We start from the raw sequence: 15,990 nt of genomic DNA on the forward strand, positions 1-15,990 counted from the left end.
CTGAACGCCGAAAAACTAACTTCGATTCCTTCGTTAGAGAGAAATATGTATGCCTCAGAACGCGGCGACGCGCTGTCGAGGATCGAGTATGAACGTCTCCTCGATGCCGCGACCACGTATCGACAGGCGCTGGTCGTCCGACTCGTCGCGGAGGCCGGACTGCGGACATCCGAGATCGTTCGAATCTCTCCTGACGCGCTCCGCTCGGTCGGTACGGGCGCGATTCTCGACGTTTCTGAGGGGGACTCGACGCGTGTGACCTATCTCAACTCGGACCTGGCGCGCGCTTTCGAGCGGTACGTCCGTAGTAACGATCTCGATCCCGAAGTGCCGATCGTCGACGTCACGCCGCGACGACTCAGTATGCTCATCGACGAGGTCACCGACGAAGCAGCCGACCAAACCGGAAACGATCGGTTTCGATCGGTCTCGACCGCGGATCTCCGGCAGTTCTTTGCCGAAACTCTGCTCGTGGAGGAGGATGTAGATCCACGTATTGTCCGTACAGTGGGGGGCTGGCAGAGCCTCGACACGCTCGTTCAGTACCTCGATCCGATCGATGAGGACGCGATCGTCGAGGCACTCTCGTCTGCATCCGTTCAGGCTCGGAGTGGTGAACCGTCTGGGTCGAGTGACAGCTTCGACGAACTCTCCCGCGTCCTCTGTGATGCCAGTGCCGTACGGGCGATCGTTCGCCTCGATGCCGACGGGTACGTCGAACGCTGGCACGATGCGCGTGCGGCCGACGTACGGGAACGCGGTGACCTATCGGGCCGCCATCTTTCGTCGTTCTACGACCAGGGTACTGCCGACGACAGGGAACGGGACGTCTATCTCTCCGCGGCCCGTGAGACCGGGACACACGAGACGGATGGCTGGTGGTTCGGTGCTGATGGCGAACGGTTTCACGGTCGGACGGTCGTTTCCGCCCGACGACACGATGACGGGACGGCCGGCTTTACGATGCTGGTCTTTGACTCGCCCGGGAGCGAGCTCACGCCAGCCAGCGGCCCCTCGAAGGTGTGGATCGACGTGACTGAACGGGTCCGAACCGTCGGTGATTCCCTGTTGTCGCTTTCAGACCGAGCCGAGATCGAACACGCCGTCTGTGAGGGTCTTACAGAGGGATCAGCGTACAGCTTCGCGTGGATCGGGGCGACAGACCTGTCGGAACAACGCTTTACGCCGTCGGTCTCGGCCGAGATCGACGACGCGTCGCTCGAAGCGATGATCGATCGCATCGACGAGGCCGACTCCGAGACGCCGTGGCAGGAAGCGGTCCGAACGGAGTCAGTCTGTACCGGGTCGCGACTCGATACTGAACAGAGCGTCGAGTCGATTATCGCCGTTCCCCTGCAGCACCGACAAACGACGTACGGGGTTCTCGTTCTCGCAACGGAGCGCCACCCTGAACGCTGGGAGCGTGACGCACTCTCGTCGTTTGGCCGACGCGTTGGACACACGATCACCGCGGCTCAGCGACGAAAACTGCTGCTGTCCGATTCGATCGTCGAACTGGAGTTCTGGTGTGCCGATGGCCGATCATTCTTCGTCACTGCTTCGGACGAACTCGACTGTCGGTTCGCCCTGGAGTCGATCGTCCCGGTCTCCGAATCCGCACTCCTCTTTTTCGTTACCCTCTCGGGTGGAGATCCTGCCCCGGTGTTCGACCGCGCGGCCGAGCATCGCGGTGTCGATGAGTTCCGGCTCGTCGAGAGTCATGAGGATGGGGCGTTACTCGAGTTCGTCGTCAGCGGCGATTCCCCGCTGTTGACGCTTACAGCGTACGGCGGGACGATCACCGATGCGACGTTCGAATCCGGTGAGGGAACGCTACTTGCTGAAATTGCACGGGACGCCGATCCCCGAACGTTTGTCGAGGGACTCGAAACTGCGTTTCCGCGGATCGAACTCGTGGGCAAGACCGAAATCGAGCGGCCGGTCCGCACCGTTCGGGAGTTCCGGGAAGGGGTCGACGACCGACTGACGGATCGTCAGGAGTCGTGTCTGCAGGCTGCGTACTACGGCGGGTATTTCGACTGGCCACGAGGAAGCACTGCCGAGGAGGTTGCCGACTCGATGGGGGTCTCGTCGCCGACCCTGCACAACCATCTCCGGAAAGGCCAGCACGTGCTTATGCAGGCGTTCTTCGAGGGGTCTGAGCCCGAATAAGATGGTCGAACGATTAAGCATCTAGGGTGCAGTCCGCAGGCTGCTCCGGGCCCCTACATCTGCTCGGTCGCGTGGTAGTATTCAGCACGAATCCCATGATTTGAACTATATACTCCGTACCGACCCTGGCGTTCCACGCCGAAATCTGTCGTAGTTCATGATGATTCGTTATCTATTTTGCACATCTAGAGACGGGGTTTACTACAGTCCTTGTACACTGGTGGTTCATACCATGGGTGAGGAGGAAGACCTTGATGTACAACTGGAAGCACAGCTCGCCGAGCAAGAAGAGTTCGAACCACCCGAGGAGTTCGTCGAGCAGGCGAACGTTTCGGACCCGGGGATCTACGAGGAGTTCGAGGAGGAGTGGCCCCAGTCCTGGGAGCGGGCGGCCGACCTGCTCGACTGGGACCAGGAGTGGGACGCGGTACTCGATGACTCCGACGCGCCGTTCTACGAGTGGTTCGTCGACGGGGAACTCAACGCGGCGTACAACTGCGTCGACCGCCACGTCGAGTCGGGGCGGAAGAACCACGCTGCGATCAAGTGGGAAGGTGAAGCCGGAGAAACGCGCACGTACACGTATCAGGATCTCTATCGCGAGGTAAACGAGTTCGCCGCCGCGCTCCGGGAACTCGGTGTCGAGGAGGACGACGTCGTGACGCTTCACCTCCCGATGATCCCCGAACTGCCGATCGCGATGCTTGCCTGCGCCCGGATCGGCGCGCCACACTCGGTGGTCTTTGCCGGATTCTCGGCCGACGCGCTCGCCACGCGCATGAACGCCGCCGACTCGGAGTACCTGATCACGTGTGACGGCTACTACCGCCGTGGCGACGCGCTCGATCACATCGAGAAGGCCAACAACGGGCTGGCCGGCGTCGAGCACGACGTCGAGGACGTGGTCGTTGTCGACCGACTCGGCGACGAACTGCCCCACCAGCTTGCCGAGAACCAGCACGACTACGCCGAGCTTGTCGCTGCACAGGAGGGCGAACGCGTCGAGCCGGTCTCGCGGGATGCCGAGGACATGCTCTTTCTCATGTACACCTCGGGAACGACCGGCAAGCCGAAAGGCGCGAAACACACGACCGGCGGCTATCTGTCCTACGCGGCGTGGACGACCCAGTCGGTCCTCGACGTCAAACCCGAGGATACGTACTGGTGTGCGGCCGACATCGGCTGGATCACGGGCCACTCCTACATCGTCTACGGGCCGCTCGCGCTCGGCTCGACGACGATGATGTACGAGGGGACGCCGGACTACCCCGACAAGGACCGTCTCTGGGAGATCGTCGAAAAAAACGCCGTCGACATCTTCTACACCGCGCCCACTGCGATCCGTGCGTTCATGAAATGGGGCGAGGAGTATCCCGCAACCCGTGATCTCTCGAGTCTGCGCCTGCTCGGCACCGTCGGTGAACCGATCAATCCGCGAGCGTGGAAGTGGTACTACAAACATATCGGCAACGAGTCCTGCCCGATCGTCGACACCTGGTGGCAGACCGAGACTGGCGGCATGATGATCACCACGCTGCCGGGGATCAACAACATGAAGCCCGGATCGGCGGGGCCGGCCCTGCCAGGGATCGACGCGAAGGTCATCGCCCCCGACAAGTCGGAAGTCGAACCGGGCCGTGCCGGTCACCTGACGATCCAGCGACCGTGGCCCGGAATGCTTCGGACGGTGTACAAAAACGACGAGCGGTTCATCCAGGAGTACTGGGAGGCCTACTCCAATCCCGAGGAGGACGAGTGGGTGTACTTCCCCGAGGACGGCGCGAAGATCGACGATGACGGCTACATCACCGTCCTCGGTCGGATCGACGACGTCATCAACGTCTCCGGACACCGCCTCGGCACCATGGAGATCGAGAGTGCGGTCGTCGGTGTCGAGGGTGTCGCGGAAGCGGCTGTCGTCGGTGGCTCACACGAGGTCAAAGGCGAGGCGGTGTACGTCTACGCGATCACCGAAGACGAGAGCGGCGGCGACGAGGATCTACACGACCGAGTGATCGACGGTGTCGAGGAGGCGATCGGGCCCTTTGCTCGCCCAGAGGAGATCGTCTTCACGCCGGAACTCCCCAAAACACGTTCGGGCAAGATCATGCGCCGACTGCTCGAAGACATCGCAAACGGGAACGAGCTGGGGAACACGTCCACGCTCAGAAATCCGGACGTCGTCGAGGACATCCAACAGCAGGTTCGGAGCGACTAGGGGTCGAGTTCACGTCTCGTCTTTTCGAGACGAGTTTGAACTGAACAGCACAGAAACGAACTGGCGATCGGCTACAGTGCAAGAAATTATCACGCATGACAGAACAACACACTGACGATACGGATACCGAGCCCCAGTCGATCGAGGCGGATGGCGGCGTAGCGACGGGGGCGGCCGAGAAGCATCGGGAAACTGAATACCTGGAGAGCGAAGTGAACCTGCTGAAGCCGAGCACGCCGTTCATGCGCGATCACCTCCGGGTGGTCTGGACCGGCTTCGTGGCGTGGTTCCTGATCGTATTTGGACCGGTAACGCTAACGTATCTCGCGCCGGAGGCGATGACGACCGCGATGCCCGTGATCGGGTTCCCGCTCCACTACTTCCTTGTCGCTATCGGTGCACCCGGTGGCGCGGTCCTTTTGTCCGTCTGGTACGCCCGCAGACGTGACCGACTCGACGAGAAGTACGGGATCGATCACTCGGGACCGATCGACACCGACAGCGAGACGGCTACAGCAGTGGCTGATGGAGGGGACGACGAATGACTGACCTGTCGACGACGATCATGGCGACGGGCGAACTGCTCCCGGAGGGGTTGAACGTCTCGTTCAAGACCGTCCCTTCGATCATTGTCGTCTCGATGCTACTTCTGTTCCTCGCGATCGGCTTCGTCTTCCGCGTCGCCGATACCGAGGACATGTGGGTTGCGGGCCGATCGATCGGGAACCTCGAGAACGGGATGGCGATCGGCGCGAACTGGATGTCGGCGGCCTCGTATCTCGGCATGGCAGCGCTCATCGCGCTGTCGGGCTTTTACGGCCTCGCCTTCGTCGTCGGCTGGACGACGGGCTACTTCATCCTGCTCATCTTCATGGCCTCCCAGATGCGACGATTCGGCAAGTACACCGCACCGGACTTCGTCGGCGACCGGTTCAACTCCGACGCGGCGCGGGCGATTGCCGCCGTAACCACGTTCCTGATCGGCTTCGTGTACGCCATCGGGCAGGCCCGTGGAATGGGGCTGGTCGGCCTGTACATCTTCGGCGACCTCGGCGTTCTTGGGCTATCAGGCTATCAGGCAATGGTCGTTATCATGATGACGATCACAGTCGGTTACCTGACGCTCTCGGGAATGTTAGGCGCGACAAAGAACATGGCCGTCCAGTACACGATTCTCATCGTCGCCTTTCTCGCCGGACTGTATGCAGTCGGGTACTCGCAGGGCTTTTCGACGATCGCACCACAGATCGAGTACGGCCTGCTCCTCGATGACCTCGCTGCGGAGTTCAGCGAGCCGTTCGTCAACGAGAGCTACTACCTGTGGATCGCGACCGCGTTCTCGCTCATCGTCGGCACCTGCGGTCTCCCTCACGTGCTGGTGCGCTTTTACACGGTCGAAAGCGAGAAGACGGCCCGCTGGTCCTGCGTCTGGGGCCTGTTTTTCATCTGCGTGCTGTACCTGAGCGCGCCGGCCTTCGCCGCGTTCGGCACCTCGCTGTACGGGGACAACGTCGGTGCTGTGTACGGCGACCCCGGGATGACTGAGGCGGCAGGTGACGTCATCGTCGTCCTGGCGACACAGCTCGCCGGGATGCCACAGTGGCTCGTCGGGCTCGTCGCCGCGGGCGGTATCGCCGCGGCAATTGCAACGACTGCCGGTCTGTTCATCGCCGGCTCCTCGGCGATCTCCCACGACATTTACACCAACATCATCAACCCCGAGGCGACCCAGCGCGAGCAGGTGCTCGTCGGGCGACTTTCGATCGTCCTGCTGGGCGTCCTGACGACCCTCGCTGCACTCGATCCCGCCGCACCGATCGCTGCGCTCGTCTCCTACGCCTTCGCGCTCGCCGGTGCCGTGTTGTTCCCGATGTTCTTCCTCGGACTCTGGTGGGAGAACACGAACCGGCAGGGCGCGCTCGCCGGGATGACCACCGGACTTGTTATCTGGACGATCCCGATGATCAACGAGGTGGTCCCGGTGTACCTCGCGAGTGTCGACGGTGCGTTCTTCCCGCTGCTGCAGCAGTGGGTTCCCGCGATCGGTTCGGCGCTGATCGCGGTCCCGATCGTCTTTGCGGTCACCATCGGCGTCTCGATGGCGACCGACGAACCGCCGATGGAGACCAAACAGGTCGTCCGGCAGTGTCACAGCCCCGAGCCGATGGGCCAACAACAGACCGCGGAGGACGTCGTCGCCACTGACGGCGGCCACACGGAGGAATAACAATGTACGACACCATCCTCGTTCCGACGGACGGTAGCGACACCGCAGAGATCGCAGTCGATCACGCGCTCGACCTCGCGGAGACGTACGGCGCAACGATACACGCGCTGTACGTCGTCGACGTGGGACACCTGAGTATCACGCTGGGCCCGGAGCAGGTCGACCGGATCCAGTCGGGGCAGTGGCGCGAGATGGACGAACTGCGCGAACGGGCCGAGTCAGCGATCGACGCGGTCACCGACCGCGCGGAAGCACGGGGCATCGATGCAGTCGAGCACGTCGCCGCGGGGAAACCCCATTCGATGATCGCGAAGTACGCCACAAACAACGATATCGATCTCGTGGTGATGGGATCGCAGGGGCGCTCCGGCGTCAAACGCGCGCTACTGGGAAGCGTCACCGAACGGACGCTCCGGGAGACCCGTATCCCCGTACTCGTCGTTGACGCGCGAGCGGAGTAGTCCCGTCGCGATTTCGCACTCGCTCAACGATCGCTTTTTTGCCGCTCGAACCTCAGCCGCGACAGGTCACTTTTCCTGCTGGAGCCGCTGTGCGAGTTCGAAGTTCCAGAGCAGTCCGAAATACACTGCGATCCCGGTGAGCATGAACAGGTAATACGCCCAGGTCGGGCCATCGACGAACTGAAAGAACACGTCGACTGCCGTCACCCAGAGGATCGCAAAGAGGAGGTCGACAAGAATACCCCACCGCTCGCTCCGCGCCCGTTCGATCCACTCGCGAACGCCCGTCACAGCCGTATCCCCCAGGTTCGTCGTGGTCCGATATATCGCATGCGTTCTCGTTTGCAGGTACGACTCAAAAGTCCCGTGGCTCGATTCTTATCGACCTGCGCGTCATCGATCCGACGATCGATCAGAGCAACTCGTCGACATCAGCCAGCGAGTCGAGCACGTGGTCGGGAGCGTACTCCGCGGCGTCGAGATCGCTCCGATCAGTGATCCCCGACAGGACGACGGCTGTCGTCATTCCGGCCCGGCGGCCGAGTTCGATGTCGGTGTCGAGACGGTCGCCGATCACCAGTACGTCTTCGGCGGGCACGTCAAGCCGATCCAGTGCTGCCTCCGCAGCGGTACGCGAGGGCTTGCCGAGGATCCGGTCCGGCTCCCGTCCGGTGACCCCGCCGAGTGCGTGCAGGATTGCACCCGTCCCCGGTTCGGCCCGCTCCGCAGTCGGAATCGTCATGTCGGGATCGGTCCCGAGAAAGGTCGTCCCGTCGTCGAGCGCCCACATCGCCCGAGTCATCGTCTCGTAATCGAACGATCGGTCCATCGATCCCACGACGACGTCCGCGTCGGCCGGCGTCGCGTCGACGGTCAGTCCCCGGTCGCGTAGCCCATCCAGCAGTCCCGGCGACCCGATCACGAACAGGTCGTCGTTGGGATGCTCGGCCGCGAGGTACTCGCCGGTCACTGAGGCTGCGGTGAGTGTCCGGTCCGGATCGACGTCAATTCCGTGTGGTGTCAGTCGTTCGACGTACTGCGCCCGGCGTCTGGTCGGGTTGTTCGAGAGAAAGAGGAGGTCGAGACCGGCATCTCGGAGCCGCTGTACCCCGTCTGGCGCACCCGGGATCGGATCGTCACCGAGGACGACTGTTCCGTCGACGTCGACGATAACCGCGCGAAAATCGCTCATAGTCGCAGTACGGGGCCACTACTGTTAACTCCCGCGCTCACTCGCTGCCGCCCAGCGGTACCAGTAGTAGCCGAGTGCGGCGACCGTCATCGCGAGCGCTGGCTGGACGAGTGTGATCGTCGTAAACTCCGCCGTCGTCGTCGTGACGAACCGCCAGAGCGCGACCATGCTGATCACGGTAACGCTCGACGTGAATAACAGTCCGTCCTCGACGCCCTCGAACCGGGACGGACGGACCGTTCCGGTTGTTCGGTAGCCAGTTACGTAGAGCGCGACGGTCGCAGCGATCGCCCCACAGGAAAGCGCCAGCGTCGCGTCGACGCCGAGCGCCCAGTGGCCCCGTGTCGCAAGGCCAGCAAGAATCGGCGAGACGGCGATCGCATACGTCGTCACGACGCCGCCGTTGAACAGGGCGTAGGCAACCGCGATCGCGAACGTCGAGAGGACGGCGACGACGATAGTCAGCCAGCGAATGAACTCGACTGCTTCCGTGAGCCACCAGTACGAAATCCCACTCCCAAGCAGTCGGACGAACAGTTCACCAATAGCGACGATCGAAAGGAACGCGACGACGATCGAGAGGCCGACAAGCGTTCGGCGAACCAAGGCACCGAATACCGCGTGGTTGAGCCCTCGGTACAGTCGTCTCGGAACTCCCCGGGTGGTTCCGGATGTGCCTGTCCCCGTCACGGTGAGATCACCGTCACCCGCCCGTCGTGGTCCGGATCCTGGTCATTACCGAACTCAAGCTCTGCCGACGCGACGGACCATCCTCTGACGCCGTAGAGCTGTTCGATGAGTGTTCGAGTGCTTTCGTAGGACTCGATTGTGTGTCTCGGGAATCCTGGAGAGTCCTCGTGGGCCTGCATCGACACGATGTTTCCGAACTGCCAGCACCGGACGTGATGTCTCCCGACGTTGCCAAACAGGGTTTCGGCGGCGGTCGCGTGCTGAACCTCGTATCTGTCCTCGTAGTAGTTCCAGGCGTATCTGGTATACTCCTCGGGCGAGCGGTACCAGCCAACCTCGTCGAGTACCGACATGACATCCTCTATGTCCGAATCAGTTCCATCCAGCGTAAAGACGACGTTGATCGGAGCCGTCGCCCGGAACCCCGAGCGCTCGTGTTTGTAGTGCCAGACGGCGAACGGTGTCGTTTCTTCTTCGATCGGCGTTTCTCCGTCGCTGGCGACGTCCGGGAGCGTTTCTGGGTGTGGGAAATCGTTGTCGGGCGCTTGCACACGCGGTGTTCGAGAGGGCAGTGCTGCAAGGCCGACGACGGTTCCGGTACCGTACAGACCTGCTTTTTTCAGGAGGCGGCGGCGGTTGGTGGGCATGCTATCAGTTGACCGTTCGGTTCTTGCTAATGTTTCTAAACAAACAGTATGTAGATAAAACTAACGGTGAGGGGGTGTCGAGTTTCCACTCGCCGGCCAGATAACAAGGTTTATTCTTCGGTTCGGACTGGTCGTTGACAATGAGTCTCGACACCGATCGGTTCAACCTCGGCGATTCGGAGTCAGCCGAGGAGCTTCTCCAGCAGTGGTATCACGTCCCGGCGTTGGGGGTGTTGTTGCTGTTCATGTTCCTGGTCCGGATACAGCCGTACGGGAACTTCGTCCGCGACGATCAGGTCTATTTCAGCGGTAACGACGCGTACTATCACTTCCGTGAGACGATGTACGTCGTCGAAAACTATCCGATGACGATGCCGTTTGACCCGTGGACGCGGTTCCCGTTCGGGACGAGCGCGGATCAGTTCGGGACGCTGTTTGACCAGTTGATCGCAACCGCGATCCTGATCGTCGGTCTCGGCAGTCCGACCGAGCGTCAGGCGGGCATCGTCTTCGTGCTTGCACCGGCTGTCTTCGGCGTCCTCTGTGCGCTGCCGACGTATTTCATCGCGAAGCGTCTTTCGGGACGTCTCGGCGGGGTGTTTGCCGTCCTCATTCTGGCGCTACTGCCCGGCATGTTCCTCACACGCAGCACCGTGGGCTTTACCGATCATCACGTCGCGGAAGTGCTGTTTCAGGCGACGACCATCCTCGCGATGATGATCGCGTTGACTGTCGCCGAGCGAGAGAAACCGGTCTACGAGCAGTTCCTGGATCGGGACTGGGACGGACTCGATACCACACTCAAATGGAGCGGTCTGGCCGGGTTCTCTCTGGCGGTGTATCTCTGGACCTGGCCCCCTGCGGTTATCCTGATCGGCATCCTCGGCGCGTTTTTCGCGGTCGCCCTGTGTATCGAGTACGTGCAGGGTCGTAGCCCCGAACACATCGCTATCGTCGGCGCGGTGAGTCTCACTGTTGGGGCTGTTCTCTCCCTTCCGGCCGTCGACGAGTTCGCGATCACGAGCCCGTCGACGATGTCGTTGCTGCAGCCGGTCGTTGCGCTGTCGGTTGCCGCTGGCTGTGTCTTCATGGCGTGGCTCGCCCGGCAGTGGGATACACGCGAGATCAATACGACAGGCTACCCCATCGCGGTGGGTGGGCTGGTCGTTCTCGCGGTCGCAGTGGTCGCCGTTGCGTTACCGAGCCTGTTCGACACCGTCTGGAGCCAGGTCCAGAGCCAGCTCCTGCTCGGGCAGTCCGATACCGCGTTGACGATCAGCGAGGCCCAGCCGACCGCGGAACAGCCTGGCGGCGCAAGCGGGTATCTGATCGACAATTACGCATTCACCTATATTTTCGCCATCATCGCGCTCGTCTGGATGGTCTGGCAACTGCTGGATGCCAGCCGGTTTCGCGCGGAGGTCCTCCTTGTCGTGGTCTGGACGATCTTCCTGACACTGATGGCGCTGACGCAGATCCGGTATCACTACTACCTCGCCGTCGCCGTCGCCGTCCTGAACGGCTGGATTCTGGTTCAGGCGTTCACGCTCCTTGAAATTCCGTCTACTGATCAGCTCTCCGATGTCGAAACGTATCAGGTGATTGCAATCGTCACTATCGTACTCGTGATCGTCTTTCCGCTTGCCACGGGCGCACTCGGCCTCTCGGCAGTGGGGCAGGCGAATCAACAACATCCCGGCGCGGTCGAATACTGGGACGATACGTTCGACTGGATGGAGGGCGATACGCCCGAGCCGGGGACCTTCGGTGACGCCGACGAGGAGATGGAGTACTACGGAACCTACGATCGGACCGACGACTTCGAGTATCCGGACGGTGCGTACGGCGTGATGTCGTGGTGGGACTACGGTCACTGGATCACTGTCGAGGGCGAGCGAATACCGACTGCGAACCCGTTCCAGCAGGGCACTGATACCGCCAGCGGGTTCTTCCAGGCACAGTCCGAGGAGCGCGCGGACCTGTTGGTAGAGGCGCTGCCCGCTTCCGAGCGTCACGACGGGACGATTGCCGAGATGGACGACGACGAGCTCCGCGAGATCCGGGACGACCGGACCGACCAGGAAACTGGCGAGGACGTCCGGTACGTTACGATCGACGATCAGATGGCGGGCAGCAAGTTCGGCGCGATTACGCAGTGGGCAGCAGCCCCCGACGTGGACGGCGGCAGCGTGCAGGTCGCCAGCGATGAGTACTACGACTCGATGCTCGGCTCGCTGTACTACGACGACGCTCAGGGGATGGAGGGCTACCGACTCGTCCACGAGAGCGAGTCGTTCTCGGCCGTCGGTGTGGTTCCCAGTGGTGATGACGAGGCCGTGTGGGCCGAAATTCCTGCGTGGGCACCTAGCTGGGAGCAAGTACCCCAAATAGAACAACAGCTGGCACAGCTTGGCTACGAGGTCGGAGAGGATACTCAAATCGTCTCCTCGGTCAAAACATACGAGCGCGTCGAAGGGGCGACGATCACTGGTGACGCGGAACCGGGTGAGACCGTTGTCGTGGCAGTACCGCTTGAGGCAAACAGCGATCGGCCGTTCACTTACACCCAGTCCGTCGAGGCTGACGAGGACGGCTCGTTCGAGGTGACGGTCCCTTACGCGACGGACAACCAGCTCGACACGGAGGATGGTTACACCGATAGCGCGGTGACGGCGACCGACGAGTACACCGTGATTGCGGGAGAGGACGTCTCCGCCGAGGCGGTTGCCGAGGCTCCGATCGACGGCGGACAGATCGATCTGTCGGCGTTTGATGAGGACGTTCGCGTGACCGGCAGCACTGACGTGCCAGAACCCGCAATCTACGACGGCGACGAGCGCCCGGTCGAGTTCGAGCAGGGCTGAGCAGCCCGACGCCAACCGTTTTTACGCCACTCCCTCTTGTTAGGAGTAGATGCGCGAGTGGCTACCGATCTACTTCAAGGGGTTCGCGATGGGTGTTGCGGATATGGTCCCGGGTGTCTCGGGCGGGACAATCGCGCTAATAACCGGAATTTACGAACGGCTCGTCACCGCGATTACGACGCTCGATCCACGGCTGGTTACCTATGCGGTCCGCCCCCACGACCCCGCGGCACGCACATCGTTCGTCGATGGGGTCGACCGGGTGGATCTCGGCTTTCTGCTGGCGCTCGGGGCGGGAATCGGAACCGCCGTCCTCGCCGTCTCGCGCGTCGTGGGGACAGTCGCCGAGACGTATCCCGCGGCGACAGCCGCGTTTTTCTTCGGCCTGATCGGCGCGTCAGCGGTCGTTCTCGCCGACCAGATCCGACTCCCTCGCCGTCGATCCATCCCGATCATGACCGCAGGTGTCCTGATCGCTGGGGGCGTGACGCTCGTCACTGCAGGCTCGGTCTCTCACGCGCTTCCGGTCGTCTTCGTCGCCGGAGCCATCGCCGTCAGTGCGATGGTGTTGCCCGGCGTGTCCGGGGCCTTTTTTCTGCTCGTGCTCGGACAGTACTACTTCATGCTCGACGCGCTCAACGGGTTCGTCGACGCGCTGGTTGGCGTGCTTTCGGGGGGCAGTATCACGGAGGTGCTCGCGACAGGGACGGTCGTCGTCACCTTCCTGACCGGCGCAGTCGTCGGACTGCTTACGGTTGCACACCTCGTCAAGCGTGCGCTCGAACGCCATCGAGCCGAAACGCTTGCCTTCCTCGTTGCGCTCATGATCGGGGGACTGTTGCTTCCGGCCCAGCAGGTCACAGCAAACGTTTCAGTAACTGTCACGACGGAGTCAGTCACAACAAACATCGTAGAACCGCTCGTGCCGATACTTTTCGCTGTGATCCTCGGGGCGGCAGCAGTGCTCGCGCTGGATCGGTTCACTGACGACCTGGAGTACGCCGAGTCAGAGACACCTGATGGTACCCGCGAACCGACTGCCGAAAGAGGGTAATCGCTACCGCCTGGCTTCGAGACGCTGGAACACGAGCGTCGGGAACCGTGGGACGACAGTGGTTGGACGCCGTCCGTCGGAACTGCTCCTGTTGATGACGGTCCGTTCGAGAATTCCCGTCTCCGCCAGTTCGTAGACGAACCGCTGGACGGTGTTCGGCGAGAGATCGATCCGGCGGCCGATCTCAGCCGCGACTTCGCTGATCGTCGCCGCTTCCGGCCCGACCGAGAGCAGTTCGAGCAGTACGTTCCGACGGTTATCCGGCAGGGCGAGCACGCGTCCGATCTGGATGCAGTCCTCCGGTACCGCCTCCATACCGGCGGTGACGTCGTCGGACGTGATGTGGTCGTGTTCGCTCTCCTGAGCGTGAATCGCAGCACCAAACAGCGCGGCGAGAGCGTCGTGTGCGTCCCCGTCCGCCCAGCTTGCAACCTCGCGGGCGACTTCGTGAGAGACGGTCCCACTCGCCAGTCCGTAGGAAGCCCGTTCGGCGAGCAGATCGACCAGCGCGTGCGTCTGGTAGCGTGGGACGTCGACGACCTCTCCTGACCAGTCGCTGATCCCATCGTTGTGGATCACAAGGAGACACACTGACGCCTCGACCGGTTCGAGAAGCTCGGTCGCTTCGTCGACCGATAGCCCTCCCTCCTCGATGTGGTCGACTGCGATGACGACCGGCCGAGTGCCCTGTATCGTCGCTTCGAGACGCTCCGCGAGTTCGTCGGTTCCGATTCCGCGGCGGGGGACTGGTTCCGACGAAACCGTATCAAGGATCGCGTGATAGAACTGGAACGCACTGTCGATCTGTCTGGTGTTGACATACGCGAACTGCGCGGCTGGGGCAGCAGAGCCCGACCGGGTCGTCGTTCCGATCGATCCGCTCGTTTCGGTGAAGCTCTCGTTCAGATGTGAAAACAGTGAGGTGACAATTGCCGATTTACCCGCACCACCTGGACCACAGACTGCGACGTTTTCAGGGATCGACCCCTCGAAGACAGGACCGAGCGCATCGAGCAGTCGCTCCAGTATCGCCCCACGACCAATCGGCTCCGGGAGGTGTACGGCTGGATTCAGCGCACTCTCCTGGGTGATAACCGACTGCGCCGCGGTCGTCTGCTGGCGACGGGCGATCCGTTCGCTCAGATCCATTGACTGTCACCTAACTGTGGGGTACTCATTATTCTTCCGAGACCAGTGCGGCTTCGAGTACCTCCAGTGGATGTTTGATCTCGTAGCCCGTCCCGTGTTCCATCTGCATCGCGCAGGTTGGACATTCGGTCATGCCGACGTCACCTTCGGCATGTTCCATGTGCTCGAACATCTCTTCACCGATCTCCATCGACACCTCGTAGTGTTCCGTTTTCCAGCCGTAGGTGCCGGAGATACCCGAACAGGAGTCACCAACGTCTTCGGCCATGACGCCGTCGATGTTCTCGATCAACTCGAGCGCTTGCCCGTCGAGACCCTGATTCCGCGAGTGACACGGTGCGTGATATGCCAGATCGGGGAAGTCGACTTTCGCGCCCTCGAGTTCGGCTTCGAGATCCTCGTAGATTCGCAGGTACTCCAGCGCGTCGTAGGTGTGATTCGAGACGTCCTCGATCCCGTCGATGTCGAACAGTTCCGGGTACTCCTGGCGGAGCGCCAGCGAACAGGAGGTACAGGAGGCGATAATGTCTGCTCCGTCCTCGATCGCTGCCGTCAGACTCTCGACGTTCGTCTCCGCGTGCCGTCGTGCGTCGCTCAACATCCCGTTAGCGAACATCGGCGTCCCCGAACACTTCTGTTCGGGAACCATGATCTCGTAGCCCAGCTCCTCGTAGACGTGTACGAGCGCTTTTGCGACTTCTGGGGTGTTGTAGTTCGAGTAACAGCCATGGAAGTACGCGACGCGCTTGTCGGGGTTCTGGACCTGTGCACCGCCGCGTTGTTTCCACCACTGACGGAAGGTCGTCGTCGCGAATTCGGGGAAATCGCGTTCGCTCGGGATTCCAAGCCCCTTTTCCATGACCCACCGGACCGGACCGAAGTTCATCACGAAGGTCGCCGTCCGGGGGAACAGACTCGCAAGATAGGCGGAGGTCCGGTAGTTCGACAGGATACGGTTCCGGATATACTCCACCGAGAGCTTGCTCATCTGGTTGTCGACGTACTGGCTCCGTGCCGTGTTGTGCATCTGACTCAACGGGACCTCGGATGGACAGGAGGTATCACACCGGAGACAGTTCGAACAGTCCGTGATCGAGTCGTCGATATCGTAATCGTCCTTTCGTTTGAGCCGCCACTGTTCGGGACCCTGGAACTTGGGGCCGGGGAAATCGTCGTCGACTTCCGCGACCGGACAGTTCGTATCGCAGGTCGAGCACTTGTAACAGTCGTCGGAGCCGGGACGGAGATCCATCCCGTCCGTTTCCGCGAACACATCTACCGGTTCGAAATCACTGGGTTGCTGGGAATCACTCATT

At 61.8% G+C, this 15,990-nt stretch carries 13 protein-coding genes; 7 read left to right on the top strand and 6 right to left on the bottom strand.

What is annotated here, in order from left to right:
• Positions 1-45: 45 nt before the first annotated feature.
• From AArcSt11_RS10000 to AArcSt11_RS10020, 5 genes are all read left to right on the top strand, one after another.
• Entirely contained in the window at positions 46-2,172 is a 2,127-nt protein-coding gene (locus AArcSt11_RS10000) for a bacterio-opsin activator domain-containing protein (RefSeq protein ID WP_250596769.1), read from the top strand.
• 232 nt (positions 2,173-2,404) lie between these two features.
• Positions 2,405-4,390: an acetate--CoA ligase gene (gene acs, locus AArcSt11_RS10005; protein ID WP_250596772.1), complete on the top strand. Its 1,986-nt coding sequence runs from the start codon at positions 2,405-2,407 to the stop codon at positions 4,388-4,390.
• 95 nt (positions 4,391-4,485) lie between these two features.
• Complete coding sequence (locus AArcSt11_RS10010) at positions 4,486-4,935, top strand: DUF4212 domain-containing protein (protein WP_250596777.1); 450 nt, start codon at positions 4,486-4,488, stop codon at positions 4,933-4,935.
• Positions 4,932-6,617 (top strand): VC_2705 family sodium/solute symporter, encoded by a 1,686-nt coding sequence (locus tag AArcSt11_RS10015; RefSeq protein ID WP_250596779.1) that lies wholly within the window; start codon positions 4,932-4,934, stop codon positions 6,615-6,617. Before AArcSt11_RS10010 ends, AArcSt11_RS10015 begins: the two co-directional genes overlap by 4 nt.
• 2 nt (positions 6,618-6,619) lie before the next feature.
• Positions 6,620-7,078, top strand: coding sequence for a universal stress protein (locus AArcSt11_RS10020; protein ID WP_250596780.1), 459 nt, complete (start codon positions 6,620-6,622; stop codon positions 7,076-7,078).
• Positions 7,079-7,144: 66 nt separating this feature from the next.
• Here AArcSt11_RS10020 and AArcSt11_RS10025 read toward each other — a convergent pair whose 3' ends face one another.
• The 4 genes from AArcSt11_RS10025 to AArcSt11_RS10040 form a co-directional block, all read right to left on the bottom strand.
• Positions 7,145-7,369, bottom strand: a complete 225-nt coding sequence (locus AArcSt11_RS10025) for a DUF8119 family protein (protein WP_250596781.1) — start codon at positions 7,367-7,369, stop codon at positions 7,145-7,147.
• A gap of 121 nt (positions 7,370-7,490) precedes the next feature.
• On the bottom strand, positions 7,491-8,270 hold the full coding sequence (locus AArcSt11_RS10030; protein ID WP_250596782.1) for an HAD-IIA family hydrolase: 780 nt from the start codon (positions 8,268-8,270) through the stop codon (positions 7,491-7,493).
• 24 nt (positions 8,271-8,294) lie between these two features.
• Positions 8,295-8,876, bottom strand: coding sequence for a hypothetical protein (locus AArcSt11_RS10035; protein WP_250596784.1), 582 nt, complete (start codon positions 8,874-8,876; stop codon positions 8,295-8,297).
• Between the two features lie 80 nt (positions 8,877-8,956).
• Positions 8,957-9,607: a hypothetical protein gene (locus AArcSt11_RS10040; RefSeq protein WP_250596786.1), complete on the bottom strand. Its 651-nt coding sequence runs from the start codon at positions 9,605-9,607 to the stop codon at positions 8,957-8,959.
• A 140-nt stretch (positions 9,608-9,747) separates the two neighbouring features.
• On the opposite strand from AArcSt11_RS10040, the gene AArcSt11_RS10045 reads away from it, so the two are divergent.
• Together AArcSt11_RS10045 and AArcSt11_RS10050 are read left to right on the top strand one after the other, a co-directional pair.
• A complete protein-coding gene (locus tag AArcSt11_RS10045) occupies positions 9,748-12,471 on the top strand; it encodes an oligosaccharyl transferase, archaeosortase A system-associated (RefSeq protein WP_250596789.1) in 2,724 nt (907 codons plus the stop codon).
• Positions 12,472-12,520: 49 nt separating this feature from the next.
• Entirely contained in the window at positions 12,521-13,525 is a 1,005-nt protein-coding gene (locus tag AArcSt11_RS10050) for a DUF368 domain-containing protein (protein ID WP_250596791.1), read from the top strand.
• Positions 13,526-13,528: 3 nt separating this feature from the next.
• On the opposite strand, the gene AArcSt11_RS10055 is transcribed toward AArcSt11_RS10050, so the two are convergent.
• On the bottom strand, positions 13,529-14,674 hold the full coding sequence (locus AArcSt11_RS10055) for a Cdc6/Cdc18 family protein (RefSeq protein WP_250596793.1): 1,146 nt from the start codon (positions 14,672-14,674) through the stop codon (positions 13,529-13,531).
• Between the two features lie 28 nt (positions 14,675-14,702).
• Positions 14,703-15,989 carry an anaerobic glycerol-3-phosphate dehydrogenase subunit C gene (locus AArcSt11_RS10060; RefSeq protein ID WP_250596794.1) on the bottom strand — a complete coding sequence of 429 codons (1,287 nt, stop codon included), beginning with the start codon at positions 15,987-15,989 and terminating at the stop codon, positions 14,703-14,705.
• Position 15,990: the final 1 nt, after the last annotated feature.

Source organism: Natranaeroarchaeum aerophilus (assembly GCF_023638055.1).
GTDB lineage: Archaea > Halobacteriota > Halobacteria > Halobacteriales > Natronoarchaeaceae > Natranaeroarchaeum > Natranaeroarchaeum aerophilum.

Bases quoted from the DNA above. Each gene is read 5' to 3' on its own strand.
- AArcSt11_RS10000 (WP_250596769.1), top strand. From the start codon at position 46: ATGTATGCCTCAGAACGCGGCGACGCGCTGTCGAGGATCGAGTATGAA.
- acs (WP_250596772.1), top strand. From the start codon at position 2,405: ATGGGTGAGGAGGAAGACCTTGATGTACAACTGGAAGCACAGCTCGCC.
- AArcSt11_RS10010 (WP_250596777.1), top strand. From the start codon at position 4,486: ATGACAGAACAACACACTGACGATACGGATACCGAGCCCCAGTCGATC.
- AArcSt11_RS10015 (WP_250596779.1), top strand. From the start codon at position 4,932: ATGACTGACCTGTCGACGACGATCATGGCGACGGGCGAACTGCTCCCG.
- AArcSt11_RS10020 (WP_250596780.1), top strand. From the start codon at position 6,620: ATGTACGACACCATCCTCGTTCCGACGGACGGTAGCGACACCGCAGAG.
- AArcSt11_RS10030 (WP_250596782.1), bottom strand. From the start codon at position 8,270: ATGAGCGATTTTCGCGCGGTTATCGTCGACGTCGACGGAACAGTCGTC.
- AArcSt11_RS10040 (WP_250596786.1), bottom strand. From the start codon at position 9,607: ATGCCCACCAACCGCCGCCGCCTCCTGAAAAAAGCAGGTCTGTACGGT.
- AArcSt11_RS10045 (WP_250596789.1), top strand. From the start codon at position 9,748: ATGAGTCTCGACACCGATCGGTTCAACCTCGGCGATTCGGAGTCAGCC.
- AArcSt11_RS10050 (WP_250596791.1), top strand. From the start codon at position 12,521: ATGCGCGAGTGGCTACCGATCTACTTCAAGGGGTTCGCGATGGGTGTT.
- AArcSt11_RS10055 (WP_250596793.1), bottom strand. From the start codon at position 14,674: ATGGATCTGAGCGAACGGATCGCCCGTCGCCAGCAGACGACCGCGGCG.
- AArcSt11_RS10060 (WP_250596794.1), bottom strand. From the start codon at position 15,989: ATGAGTGATTCCCAGCAACCCAGTGATTTCGAACCGGTAGATGTGTTC.